This is a genomic window from Kitasatospora sp. NPDC004531 (assembly GCF_053602195.1).
In genome coordinates this window covers 15,400-28,433 of sequence record NZ_JBSGDD010000090.1, presented here as the reverse complement: position 1 = coordinate 28,433, position 13,034 = coordinate 15,400, and the positions used below count along the sequence as shown (strand labels likewise).

General features: G+C 68.1%; 13 protein-coding genes. All 13 read left to right on the top strand.

Annotated elements, in window-relative coordinates:
• Window positions 1-297: 297 nt before the first annotated feature.
• On the top strand, window positions 298-1,530 hold the full coding sequence (locus ACWEMJ_RS27805; RefSeq protein ID WP_452139877.1) for an ATP-grasp domain-containing protein: 1,233 nt from the start codon (window positions 298-300) through the stop codon (window positions 1,528-1,530).
• Window positions 1,531-1,594: 64 nt separating this feature from the next.
• Window positions 1,595-2,827, top strand: a complete 1,233-nt coding sequence (locus ACWEMJ_RS27800; RefSeq protein ID WP_452139876.1) for an ATP-grasp domain-containing protein — start codon at window positions 1,595-1,597, stop codon at window positions 2,825-2,827.
• An 87-nt stretch (window positions 2,828-2,914) separates the two neighbouring features.
• Window positions 2,915-3,595: a 7-cyano-7-deazaguanine synthase gene (locus ACWEMJ_RS27795; protein WP_452139875.1), complete on the top strand. Its 681-nt coding sequence runs from the start codon at window positions 2,915-2,917 to the stop codon at window positions 3,593-3,595.
• Complete coding sequence (locus ACWEMJ_RS27790) at window positions 3,592-3,954, top strand: 6-pyruvoyl trahydropterin synthase family protein (protein ID WP_452139874.1); 363 nt, start codon at window positions 3,592-3,594, stop codon at window positions 3,952-3,954. Before ACWEMJ_RS27795 ends, ACWEMJ_RS27790 begins: the two co-directional genes overlap by 4 nt.
• 144 nt (window positions 3,955-4,098) lie before the next feature.
• Complete coding sequence (locus tag ACWEMJ_RS27785; protein ID WP_452139878.1) at window positions 4,099-4,728, top strand: 7-carboxy-7-deazaguanine synthase QueE; 630 nt, start codon at window positions 4,099-4,101, stop codon at window positions 4,726-4,728.
• 3 nt (window positions 4,729-4,731) lie between these two features.
• Window positions 4,732-5,331 (top strand): GTP cyclohydrolase I, encoded by a 600-nt coding sequence (gene folE / locus ACWEMJ_RS27780; RefSeq protein ID WP_452139873.1) that lies wholly within the window; start codon window positions 4,732-4,734, stop codon window positions 5,329-5,331.
• A 38-nt stretch (window positions 5,332-5,369) separates the two neighbouring features.
• A complete protein-coding gene (locus tag ACWEMJ_RS27775; RefSeq protein ID WP_452139872.1) occupies window positions 5,370-5,843 on the top strand; it encodes a cobalamin B12-binding domain-containing protein in 474 nt (157 codons plus the stop codon).
• Entirely contained in the window at window positions 5,840-7,150 is a 1,311-nt protein-coding gene (locus ACWEMJ_RS27770) for a methylaspartate mutase (protein WP_452139871.1), read from the top strand. The genes ACWEMJ_RS27775 and ACWEMJ_RS27770 overlap by 4 nt, the downstream gene beginning before the upstream one ends.
• A gap of 63 nt (window positions 7,151-7,213) precedes the next feature.
• Window positions 7,214-8,221: an isopenicillin N synthase family dioxygenase gene (locus ACWEMJ_RS27765; RefSeq protein WP_452139870.1), complete on the top strand. Its 1,008-nt coding sequence runs from the start codon at window positions 7,214-7,216 to the stop codon at window positions 8,219-8,221.
• A gap of 159 nt (window positions 8,222-8,380) precedes the next feature.
• Window positions 8,381-9,523: an ATP-grasp domain-containing protein gene (locus tag ACWEMJ_RS27760; RefSeq protein WP_452139869.1), complete on the top strand. Its 1,143-nt coding sequence runs from the start codon at window positions 8,381-8,383 to the stop codon at window positions 9,521-9,523.
• Window positions 9,524-9,614: 91 nt separating this feature from the next.
• The gene (locus tag ACWEMJ_RS27755; RefSeq protein ID WP_452139868.1) at window positions 9,615-10,757 is read left to right on the top strand and encodes an MFS transporter; all 1,143 of its coding nucleotides are present in this window, start codon (window positions 9,615-9,617) and stop codon (window positions 10,755-10,757) included.
• A gap of 14 nt (window positions 10,758-10,771) precedes the next feature.
• Window positions 10,772-11,548: a HalD/BesD family halogenase gene (locus ACWEMJ_RS27750; protein WP_452139867.1), complete on the top strand. Its 777-nt coding sequence runs from the start codon at window positions 10,772-10,774 to the stop codon at window positions 11,546-11,548.
• A 78-nt stretch (window positions 11,549-11,626) separates the two neighbouring features.
• On the top strand, window positions 11,627-12,877 hold the full coding sequence (locus ACWEMJ_RS27745) for a cation:proton antiporter (protein ID WP_452139866.1): 1,251 nt from the start codon (window positions 11,627-11,629) through the stop codon (window positions 12,875-12,877).
• Window positions 12,878-13,034 lie beyond the last annotated feature (157 nt).

The following is a 13,034-nucleotide window of genomic DNA, read 5'->3' as shown; positions in this document are numbered from 1 at the left end:
TCCGATCTGGACGGTGGTCGCCGCGCTGCCCGCCGTCGCGCTGCTGGTGCTGGTCAAGCACCACCGGCTGCTCCAGAAGAACTCGCCTTTCCCAGAAGCAAGTTCAGGAGGTGAGTGGAGAACATGCCACTACTTTCCCCCTACTGGCGGCCGGGTGCCCATGAGTATTCCTCGGGTATGGCCCTGCCTCATGTTTGACACAGGGACGCTTCCACCCGGAAGCGCTCTCGAATCGAGCCACTGCCCTGAAGGGGCGGCGCCGATTCCATGACTGGTGGAGAACCAAGGGGGAGCCAGGTGATCAGGCCATCGGCCGTCTCCAACGTGCTGTTCGTCGGGGGGAAGCGCACAGAGGCGATGGAAGCAGCGCACAGCGCGGGAATGACGATCAGCTACTTGGGCCCCAAGAGCGCCCTCTCCGAACGCCACCGGGAGCTGGCCGAGACCGTCCTCCTGGTTCCCGACATCTCACCGGACCGGGTGGTACAGGCGGCAGTAGCCCTGCACGGTGTTCAGCCGTTCGACCTCGCGGTCACCATGAACGACACCTACCTGCAGGCGGTAGCCCAGATCAATCATGACCTGGGGCTCACCGCCAACCCGTTGGAGACCACCACAGCGGTCAACGACAAGGTGTTCATGCGCGAGCAGCTGCGCGGCGGTGAGGTCGGCCAGGTCGCCTTCGCTGAGGTGCGCAGCACGCAGGACCTCCTCTCGCTGGCCGGCGCCCTGGGCTTCCCGCTGATACTCAAGCCCTCCCGGGGCACCGGAAGCCAGCAGATCCACGCTGTGCACGACGATGCCCGACTGCGGGAACTGGCCGAAGAGTTGGACTTCTCCGTCCCGGCCAAGTCGCCTTCGGCACCGTGGCTGGCGGAGGAGTTCCTGACCGGCCGTGAATTCAGCGTGGAGACATTCAGCGCGGCCGGCGAGCACCATCTGCTGGCCGTGACCGAAAAGTTCAAGACGGCGACCTTCGTGGAGATCGGCCACCTGGTGCCGGCCCGGATCACCGCCGAGCAGCAGGACGTGATCGCCACCGAGGTACGGCGGCTGCTGACTGCGCTCGGCGTGCAGGAGGGGCCGGCCCACACCGAGATCGCCCTGACCGATCGCGGCCCCCGCGTCATCGAGACGCACACCCGGCCCGGCGGCGACGCGATCGTCGAACTCGTGCGGCTGGCCGCCGGATTCGATATCCAGGAACTGACCTTCACCTGGCTGGCGGGCAAGCCTCTGGATCTGACCCCACGGCCCTCGGCGGCTGCGGCCGCAATCTGGTTTCTCACCCTTCCGGAAGGTGAGGTGACCGCAGTCGGCGGCTTGGACGAGGCATGCGCCGCCGAAGGAGTGGAGACCGCCTTCCTCACCGCAGCTGTCGGTGACCTGGTTCCGCCGCTGCGCAGCTCCTGGGACCGCCAGGGCGACGCACTCGCGGTCGGCCCGGACCCGGACAGTGCGCTGCGCCGGGCACAGCACGCAGTCGGCCTGTTCGCGGTCGAGGTCGCACCGTCTGCCGCCACGGCCTGACGACCACCAGCCTTCGCCGCCTGGTGGCACCACCCGTATCCCCGCACATCGAACGGTGACCCACATGAACAACGGACCCAAGCCCCTACTGCTGCTCATCGGCAGTGGGGCCCAGATCTGGCGCGAGTACATGCTGCGCGCCATGGCCACCCGGTACCGGCTGCACCTGCTGTCGCCGACGGCCCCCACTTGGGAGTCGCCCTACATCGCAGCGCACTCCGCGGTGAACACCCTGGACCCCGAAGCAATGGTCGGGATCGCCAAGGAGAGCCCAGAGGACTACGCCGGGGTGCTGACCTACGAGGAGACCCGCGTCGAGTCGGCCGCCGCAGTGGCCGCCGCTCTCGGGCTGCGGACAAGCCCGGTAGCGGCGGTGCATGCCTGCCGGGACAAGTTCGCCGGCCGGCAGGCGCTGAAGGCTGCTGACGTCCCGCAGGCCGAGTCGATCGCGGTCGCCGACTTCGAGGAGGCCCGGCAGGCCGCCGAGCATCTCGGCTATCCCGTGGTGGTCAAGCCGCGGGCACTGTCCGCAAGCAACGGCGTGTCGCTGGTGCCGGCCCCGCAGGACCTGGTCGAGGCGTACCGCGAAGCCACCTCCATCTGGTTCGACGAGGTCCCGACCTTCGACCGCCCGGTGCTGGTCGAGCAGTACCTGGACGGACCGGAGATCAGCGTGGACGCAGTCTGTCGGGACGGCCTGGTCACGATGCTCTTCGTGGCCCGGAAACGAATCGGCTTCGCGCCGGGGTTCGAGGAGGTCGGCCACGTGGTCCGGGCGGACGACCCGCTGCTCGCCGACCCGGTGCTGCTGCACGTCCTCCAGAGCGCCCACACCGCCGTCGGCCTCACCGACACGGTGACCCACACTGAACTGCGGCTGACCGCGTCCGGCCCGCGGGTGGTGGAGATCAACGCGCGGGTCGGCGGCGACCGGATCCCCTACTTGGGAGGGCTCGCCACTGGTGTCGAGGTCGGGCTTGTCGCCGCCGACTTGGCAGCGGGCGCAGTCCCCGGGACCACGGCCTCCCGGCAGCAAGTGGCGGCCATCCGCTTCCTGTACCCCGAACACGACCTGACGGTGGAGTCCGTGGAGGTCGACCGGGAGCGGCTGCCCGCCGAGATCCACGACGTACAGGTGCTCGCCGGGCCGGGCCGACAGCTCCGGCTGCCGCCGACCGACCACGTTCGCTGCCGGTACGCCCTGGTGGTGGCCGTCGCCGCCACCGAGCAGGAGTGCGAAGTGGCTCTCGACCGCGCCGCGACAGCGGTTGTCGTCCGTGGCATCCCGCTCACCTGAGCCGAATCCCGGCACCGCCGCGGCCGGACCAACGCTCGGCCGTGGCCATCGAACGAGACAAAGCACTGACACAACAGGGGGAACACGGTGTCGAAAATCATCGCCATCGTCTCGGGAGGCATGGACTCCGTCACGATGGCGCACCTGCTCAAGGCGCAGGGCCACGACCTGCACCTGCTCTCCGTCGACTACGGGCAACGCCACCGCAAGGAGCACGTCTTCGCGGCCGCTGCGGCCGAACGACTAGGCGCCGCCCACCAGGTGGCCGACCTGAGCGCGATGGGCGCCCTACTGCGCGGCTCCTCGCTCACCGACCCGACCGTCGACGTCCCGGAGCAGACCTGGTCCGGCTACGGCGAAAGCCCGAACATCGTCCCCAATCGCAACGCCCTGCTTCTGTCCGTGGCGTTCGCGGTGGCGGTGGCCGAGAAAGCCCAGGCCGTTGCCATCGGGATCATGGCGGACGACACCGCGTCCGTCCCCGACAGCACTCCGGAGTTTCTGAAGTCCTTCATCGCCATGGAGCGAATCGCCACGGCCGGGTACGCCCACCCCGACCTCTCCCTGCTCGCGCCGCTGTCCGGCCAGGGCAAGAAAGACGTCGTCACGCTGGGCGAGCAACTCGGTGTCCCGTGGACCGAGACCTGGACCTGCCTACGTGGAGAGGCCGACCACTGCGCCCGCTGTGCCGCCTGCTGGGAGCGCCAGGAGGCGTTCACTGCGGCCGACGTCCATGACCCCACCACCTACCAGGAGCACATCTCATGACTCTGCGCATCTCCAAGCAGTTCGCTTTCTCCGCCAGCCACCAGCTCTCCGGGCTGCCCGAGAATCACCAGTGCGGCCGTCTGCACGGCCACAACTACCTCGTCGAAATCGAGCTCAGCGCCGGCCGGCAGGCACTGACCGGCCCCGGGTTCGTCCGCGACTACGGCGAGCTCTCCAGTTTCAAGGGCTGGATCGACGACTGGCTGGACCACCAGCACCTCAACGACGTGGTCAAGGAGAACCCGACCGCGGAGAACCTGGCGATCTGGATCTACGAGCAGTGGATCCCGGAGCTCCCCGAGCTGACCGCTGTACGCGTCTCCGAAACCCCCAAGACCTGGGCCGAGTACCGCCCCTGAGTCGAGGGATGACGGGGGAACGTCCGATCGTCTGTTCAAGGAGGTGGTGCCCCGTGGAACCGGAACTCGTCGTCAACGAGATCTTCGGCCCCACTTGAGTCCTTCCAAGGAGAAGGACAATCACTCGGCCGCCGCTGTGCCTTCCTGAGGCTGGGTGGCTGCAATCTCTCATGCCGCTGGTGCGACACCCCCTACACCTGGGACTGGGCAGGGGCCAGCGACACCGGTATCGCGTTCGACCCGAAGACGGAGCTGCACCGACTACCCGTCTCCACAGTGCTGGAGCGACTGCTCGCATTCGAGGTCGGGCTGGTGGTGATCTCCGGCGGTGAACCGCTCAACCAGCAGAACCGCCTGGTCCCACTCGTCGAGGCGCTGGTCGAGCACAGCATCCAAGTCGAGATCGAAACCAACGGGACCAGAGTTCCGGACCCGCGGCTGATCGCGGCCGGAGTCCGCTTCAACGTATCGCCGAAGCTCTCGCACGCGGGCGACCCCGCAGCGAAACGCATCGTGCCCACAGCACTGGAGCGACTGGCCGCCCTGCCGTCCAGCACGTTCAAGTTCGTCTGCCGCGGCAGTGCCGACCTCGACGAGGTCTCCGAGCTCGTGGCAGCAACAGGCATCACCTCGGTCTGGGTGATGCCCGAGGGCCAGAACAGCACTGACATCGACCGGCACATCCGGCAATTGGCCGACGAGGTCATCGGCCGCGGCTGGAACATCACGACCAGGCTGCACACGTTGGTCTGGGGACACAAGAGAGGCGTTTGAGAGATGAGTACCGACCTGGACGTGGACAGCAGCCTTCGCTCCACTACGGACGGGCTCGGTGAGGACCCCTTGGAGGACCTGGCGCGCCTGCTCCTGAAGGAAATCGGCGAGGACCCCCTGCGGGACGGTCTCAGGGACACCCCTGCCCGCTACGCCCGCTGGTGGCGCGAGTTCACCGAGTACGACCCCGGCACGATCGACACGGTCTTCGAGACCACCTCCGCAGGCCAACTGGTAGTGGTCTCCGGCATCGAAGTCTGGTCGCTGTGCGAGCACCACCTGCTCCCCTTCAACTGCTCACTGACCATCGCCTATCGCGCTGCGGACCGGTTGATGGGCCTGTCGAAATTCGCACGGATCGCCCACCGGCAGGCTCACCGACTGCAGGTGCAGGAGCGGCTGGTCGCCGACACGGCCGCCGACGTGGCGCGGATCGCCGGCACCGAGGACGTCGCGGTGATCGGCACCGGCGAGCACCTGTGCATGACTATGCGGGGCATCAGGACCAGCGCCCGGATGACCTCCAGCTCGCTGCTCGGGGCGTTCGCCGAGGAGGGCTTGCTCAGGTCCGAGCTGCTCACCCACCTGCAGAACGCCCGCTGACCCCGCGCACCCACTGTCGAGCACGAAAGGAGTTCCACGTGATCAGCTCGCCCGCGGGCCGTAGGCGATGCGTGTTGTCCAGCGTTTCCTCCGACTCGCACACCTGGAACCTGGTCTTCCTCCAACTGCTGTTGGAAGAGCATGGCTTCCACGTGGAGAACCTCGGAGCGTGCGTCCCCGATGCTCTCCTGCTGGAGGTCTGCCTGGCCAGGGTCCCGGACGTGCTGGTGATCAGCACGGTCAACGGGCACGGAAGGCTGGATGGCATACGGCTGGCGCGCAGGCTGCGCACGGAACCCACGCTCGCCGGGGTGCCGATGGTGATCGGCGGGAAACTCGGCCTGCGGGGGACCGCCGATGCGACCTCGCAGGCCGAGCTGATCGCCGCCGGATTCGACGCGGTGTTCGAGGCCGGCTCCGGCCCCGACGTGTCCGAGTTCCTCGCCCACCTCGGCACTGTATCGGCGGCATGGCCAGCCCTCTCCGGAGCGACCTCGAGCGGACACGCATGACCGGCTCTCTGCTGCGGACCGGCGGGAACGACTTCTGCGACTTCGTTCGCGAGCGTTCCCGGGCAGGCGAGTTGGTGGTCCAGCCCAGGATGGGGTTCTCCGCCCCCGAGCAGATGCGAGCCGGCCTCGAAGCCGTACGTGCGAGTCGGGCCACCACCGTCGGCACCATCACCGTGGACAGCTACACCAGGGTGGGGAACCACGGTTCGGCCCGGGAGGCACTGCGCACCGGGACACCCCTCAACGGGTACCCGTTGGTGGCACACGGCCGCGCGGTCAACCACCGGCTACTGGCCGGCCTGGCCGGACCGGACTTTCCGGTCCAGTTGCGGCACGGCTCGGCTCTGCCACAGCAGTTGTTCGAGACCATGCTGGCCTCAGGCCTGACGGCAACCGAGGGCGGACCGGTGTCGTACTGCCTTCCCTACAGCCGGACCCCGTTGGCAGAGGCCACCCGGGCCTGGGCCAAGGGCTGTGAACTGCTGGCCCGTCGCGCCCCGGCCGGGAGGCTGGTGCACGTGGAGAGCTTCGGCGGCTGCATGCTGGGCCAGCTCTGCCCACCGGGGCTGCTGGTGGCGCTCAGCGTGTTGGAGTGCATGTTCTTCGTCCAGCACGGAATCGGCAGCGTTTCGCTCAGCTACGCGCAGCAGACCAACACTGCCCAGGACCTGGCCGCAATCCGGGCCATGCGGCGGCTGGCCTCGGAGTACCTCGGCACGGTGCGCCGGCACATCGTTCTCTACACCTACATGGGGGTCTTCCCGCGTACCGAGGCGGGAGCGCTCAGGCTGCTGGCTGACAGTGTTCGGCTGGCCCGAGCTTCCGGGGCCGAGCGGCTGGTCACAAAGACTGCGGCGGAGGCGCTGCGAATCCCCACGGTCGAAGAGAACGTCGAGGCGCTGGAGCTGGCTGGCGAGGTGGCAAGCCGGCCGAACGCCATCGCCGGGCTGTCGGCCAGCGTCGACGAGGAGGCGGCAGTCCACCTGGAGGCGCGCACCCTGATCCAGGCAACTCTCGCCCTCCATCAGGACATCGGCGAGGCGCTGGTGCGAGCCGTCCGGCAGGGCCTACTGGACGTCCCGTACTGCCTGCATCCTGACAACGCCAACCTGGCCCGCACCCTGATCGACGAAACCGGGCGGCTGCAATGGCAGCGGACCGGCCGGATGCCGATCGCGGGCACCGCGACACCAACCGCCACCGGGTCGCCCGCCTTCGAGCTGCTGAACCGGCTCAGCTACATGGCACGACGCTACGACGGCGTACTGCCCGGCCCGGCCAGATCGGCACTGAACGCGGTCGACTGAGGCGCTCTCGCGTCGACCCGCCCCCCGTACCTTCCGTTCTGAGATCCCAATAGAGGACCTTCCTTGTCCGAACTGTTCCCTGTCATTGATCTGCGCGACGCCGACCGCGGTCCGCAGGCCCGTGCCGAGTTCCTCGACCGGCTGCGCTCCGCGGTCCACGACATAGGCTTCTTCCAACTGATCGGCCACGGCGTCACCGGCGGCAACGCACTGCTCGAACAGGCCCGCAGGTTCTTCTCGCTGCCCGAGCCTGAGCGGGCCGCCCTGAGCATCCTCAACTCCCCGCACTACCGCGGCTATTCGGAGATCGGCCGGGAGCTGACCCAGGGCATCCCGGACCAGCGGCGCCAACTGGACATCGGCCCGGAGAGCCCCTTCGCCGCACCGGGCCCCACCGACCCCTCCTACCGGTGGCTGGCCGGCCCCAACCAGTGGCCGGCCGCCATGCCCGAACTCGCCGGCACGGTCCACCGCTGGACGGACCAGCTGACTGCTGTCGCGCACCGGCTGCTCGGACTGATCCTCGAATCGCTGGAAGCCCCAACGGACTTCCTAGACGACGTGGTGACCCCGGATCCGCATGTTCACTTCAAATTGCTGCACTACCCTGGCGCGGAGCACAGCGGGGTCGGCGGCGAGGACCAGGGTGTGGGCGTCCACAAGGACTACGGCATCCTCACTCTGCTCCTGCAGGACGACAAGGGCGGGCTCCAAGTCGCGGTCGAGGATGGCACGTTCGCCGACGTTCCGGCAGTGCCAGGGGCATTCGTGGTGAACCTGGGCGAGCTGCTGGAGGTGGCCACCCGCGGCTACCTGCGCGCCACCACCCACCGGGTGGTGCGGCCCGCCCCTGGCGTGGACCGCTATTCCGCCCCGTTCTTCTACAACCCCCGGCTGGACGCGTCGATGCAGCCACTGCCTGGCCCGTACGTCGAAGCGGCCGGGGGTGTCGTACCCGACCCTGCCAACCCGCTCTTCGCCGGCTACGGAGAGAACGTCATGAAGGGGATGATCCGGGCCTTCCCGCAGGTCACCGAGCGCCATCACCCCGAACTGCTGCCCGCCGCCTGACGGTGGCAGACCGGCCCCGGCACCGCACTCCGTCAGAGAAGGAACGATCCATTGAACAGCCGCAAACCCGCCGTACTCCTCATCGACCCGGTCAAGACCGGCGAAGGCTACAAGAAGGCGGCCCGTGACTTCGGGCTCCACGTTGTCTCCCTCTACACGGTGGAGCCGACCGAGCTGAACTCCCGGTGGCCGGACCACACACGGGACGACGACGCGTCACTGTATGCTTCCAAGGCTCCCGACGTGCTCGCCGCCCTCGCCCGAACCGACTTCGAAGTGAAGGCGGTGGTGCCGGCGATGGAGTCCGCCGTTCACCTGACCGACGTGCTGGCCCATGAACTCGGGCTGGCCGGCAACGACGTCGAACTGGCCTGGGCCCGACGCAACAAGGCCGCCATGCGGGCACATGCAGACCAGGCCGGGGTACGGATCCCTGCGTTCCGACTGATACACGACCTGGCCGAGGTGCCTGCAGCGGCTGAGGAACTCGGATTCCCGGTCATCGTCAAGCCCACCATGGGCGCCGGCGCCCACGGCGTCACCTTGGTCCGCAGCTCCGAGGAAGCAAAGGACCTGCGGATCGCCGAGGAGAACGACCTGTTCGGCTGGCCGGTCGAGGAGTGGCTGGTCGAGCAGTATGTTCGCGGTCGCGAGTTCGCCGTCAACTGTTTCAGCAGCGACGGCGAGCACCGGGTGATGGACATGTGGGAGTACCGGCAACCGGACGGCCGGGACTACGACTTCCCGCTGTGGAACAACGTCCAGGCCACTCGTGACGACCCCGACTGGGCACGGGTCGAGGAATACGTCCACCAGGTCCTCACCGCGTTCGGTGTGCACCGCGGCCCCAGCCACACCGAGGTCAAGTGCACTCCCGACGGCGTCTACCTGATGGAGGTCGGCGCCCGGCTGCCAGGGGGCCCGGCCACCGATCAGTGGGCCGACTACACCGCGATCCGTCCCTTCCATGACGCACTCACCTGCTACCTCGGCCAGCGTCCGGCGATCATGGACCAGGATCTGAACGTCCGGGCAATGTTCGGAGCGATCGCCATCCGCAACGACGATGCGCCTGGCACGCTGGTCGCGGTACACGGGCTGTCCGAGTTGGAGGGCCACCCAAGCGTCGACAAGGTTCTGGTCTCCTATCGGCCGGGCGACCACGTGCCGGTCACCCGGGACACCAAGACCATCCCGGTCGGGGCCTGGGTCTCCGGACCGGACCAGGACTCGGTGGTTCGGTCGCTGGCCGAGATCCGGGCGTTGGTCTCGCTGGAGATCGCGTTCGATGCCACGGACTGAGACGCAGGCCCCCCGCTCTGGCCGGCGCGCGCGGCTGCGACGGCTGTCCGCCGGATACCGGGAGCTCCTGGTGGTCCCCGGGGTCAGCCGCATGCTGACCGCCAGCCTGATGTCAAAGCTGCCGCTCACTATGGTTTCACTGAGCCTGTTGCTCTATCTCGGACCGCGCTACTCGTACGCGACAGGTGGCCTGGCGATCAGTTGCATGGCGGTCGGCCAGGGGCTGTCCGCCCCGGTCCGCGGCCGACTGATGGACCGGTATCCCTACCGGCCGATCCTGATCGGCTGCCTGGTGCTCTATCTGGTCGCGCTCGGGCTGCTGACCGTGGTGGCCTCGGCCCGCGGACCAGCCCCGCTCCTACTGGGCCTGGCTGCGGTCAGTGGGGTCGCCGTACCACCAGTGGGCATCATGATGCGCACGCTCTGGCGAGTGCTGGCAGGTGAACGGCAACTGGTCACCGCGATGGCACTCGACGCCGCGACCAGCGACGTCGTACACATCGCCGGCCCGGCCCTGGCAGCCTGGCTGTGCCTCAACCTATCGGGTGAACTGGCGTTCGCGCTCTATGGGGCACTGACACTGACCGCGGTCCTCCTGGTGCTCAGCCTCCCGAACGCCTCGTTGCCCGCCCGCCGCGCCGGCGGGCATTGGGCCGGCCCACTGCGCTCGGCTCCACTTCGTCGGCTACTGATCGCCCATGCGGCGTTCAGCGGCATGATCACCGCGATCGACGTGGTCGTCTCCGTGCTCAACGTCGAGCAGGGCACCGCCGGCTACATCGGCGTCCAGATCGCCTTGCTCTCGGTCGGAAGCATCATCGGCAGCCTCGCCCTTGGAGCCGTCCCCGGCCTGCTGGCCGGGGGGCCCAAGCTCTCGGTTCTGATCGGGGTCTTCGCGGGGGGTGTCGCTCTGCTGGCGGCCACTTCGCAGGTGTCCCCCCTTGCCATGACGCTGGCCAGTCCGATCGCCGGTCTCGCCTACGGCTCGACCTTCGGCGCGCTGTTCACCGCAGGCGGCGACCTGGCCCCCGAGGGGAACGCCGCCGAGACCCAGTCCTGGCTGAGCAGCCTCACGCAGGCCGGCGCGGCCATCGGCGCCTGGGCCGCGGCTGAGGCCAGCAGCATGACGGCGCTCTGCGCCATCCCGGTGATCGCGGTCCTGTCCGCGATCCTCACCTGGAACATCCGGGGCCCTCGGCCCGGCCCAAGCCTGCCCGTTCCCACCACCACCTGAAGGAGAGCACTCTCATGGACGTTCAGCAGATCGACGAGGTCCTGGCCAAGTTCCTGGCCGAGCGATACACCCCCGAGTCCGTGGCTCGGCTCGCCGACCGCTTCCAGCGCTTCGGCTTCGTCAAGTTCGACGCCGCCAACCGGCTCGTGCCGGACGAGTTGCAGACCGCGATCCGCGAGGAGAGCGACCTGTTGATCGAGCAGCACAAGGAGCGCCGCAACCTGCTGCTCAGCACAACTGGCAATACGCCCCGCCGGATGAGTGTGGTCAAGAGCGAAGAGATCGAGAAGAGTGAACTCATCCGTACGCTGTCCCGCTCCCAGGTGCTACTCGGTTTCCTGGCCGGCATCACCCGGGAGGAGATCTTCCCGCAGGTCTCCGACGACGAGCGCTACCTGATTACTCATCAGGAGTTCATGTCCGACACTCACGGCTGGCACTGGGGCGACTACAGCTTCGCACTGATCTGGGCGCTGCGAATGCCGCCTGTCGAGTGTGGCGGAATGCTTCAGGCGGTGCCGCACACCCACTGGGACAAGAGCAACCCGCGGATCAACCAGACGCTCTGCGAGCGCGAGATCAACACTCACGGGCTGGAGTCCGGCGACCTGTACCTGCTGCGCACCGACACCACGCTGCACCGCACCGTACCCCTGAGCGAAGACTCGACCCGGACCATCCTGAACATGACCTGGGCCGCCGAGCGCGACCTGGCGAAGGAGTTGGTGGGCAACGACCGCTGGTGGGACAACCCGGAGGCCGAGGCGGCTCGCGCAGTCAACAAGGCCTGACACGAGCCTCCCTGCCGTGCCCCGGTGCCCCGCGCGCCGGGGCGCGGCCGCTGACACATACAAGGACGGCCAGAAGGCATGACCAGCAACACCATCGTCATCTTCCTGCTCGACCTGGCACTGATCGCGATCCTGGCCCGGGCGGCGGGCTCGCTCGCCCGCCGGTTCGGCCAGCCCGCAGTCATCGGCGAGGTTGTGATGGGAATCCTGCTCGGTCCCACTGTGCTGCACGGCGCCGTCGCGAAGGCGCTCTTCCCTGGAGAGGTGCGCGGTTTCCTGATCGCGTTCGCGAACCTGGGGATCATTCTGTTCATGTTCGTCACCGGCCTGGAGTTCCGCCAGAGTGGCGACAACCCGGCCCGGCGTGCCGCCCTCGGCATCGGGCTCGGCTCGATCGCTCTGCCCTTCGCGCTGGGGGCCTCCCTCGGCACCTGGTGGGACACTGCGACACCGGACGCCACCCCGCTCGGAGCCCGCCTCTTCATGGGACTGGCCCTCTCGGTCACGGCCTTCCCGGTACTGGCCAGGATCCTGGACGGCCGCGGCATGACCCACCACCCACTCGGCCAGCTCGCTCTGGCTGGAGCGGCCTTCTGCGACCTGTTGGCCTGGGTACTGCTGGCCGGTGTGCTGGCCCTCGGCGCAGGCGGCCAGCAGCCGTGGCGCCTGCTCTTGTTACTCCCATACGCGGCTGTGATGGCCACCTGTACGCCGTTGCTGCGCCGCCTGATTCGGCAGCGCCCCGGCCTGCTGAACCCGGTTGTCACCCTGACCGGCCTACTGGCCTCCGCCGCCGCCACTGAGTGGATGGGCCTGCACTTCGTCCTCGGCGCCTTCCTCTTCGGCATCGCTCTGTCCGGCCTCCGCGGCTCGGAGGGGGAGTACGCACAGAAATCGGTCCGGGAGAGCGCCGAGGGACTCGGCCTGGGCCTGCTGATGCCCGTCTACTTCGTGGTGGCGGGCTGGCAGGTCGACCTCTCTGTCCTGCGGGCCACCCAGCTGGTACAGCTGTTGGTGCTACTCACGATCGCTGTGGTGGGGAAGGTCGCAGGAACCATGGTGGCAGCTAGGCTGTCCGGCCTGCGGCCACGCGAAGCCGCTGTTCTGGGAGCGCTGATGAACACCCGCGGCCTCACCGAGCTGATTGTTCTCACAGCCGGACGCCAGGCAGGTTTGCTGAACAATTCCTCCTACAGCCTGCTGGTCGCGATGGCCGTCCTCACGACGCTCTCGACCGGCCCGATCCTCAACCACCTGCAGGGGCGGCCGCAACGCGAGGATCCAGCATCGAACGACCGGCCTCGCGAGTCGCAGCTCCAGCAAGCCTGAAGAGCCGCAGTACCACCTAGGAGTCGTCTTCAAAGTGGATCAAGCGATGGGGGATCATGTCGTTCGAGATTCGTCGTCATGAGCTTTCGGATGCCGAGTGGGCGGCGCTGTCGCGGTTCCTGCCGAGTGCCGACCAGGTCCTGGGCCGGCTGAACCG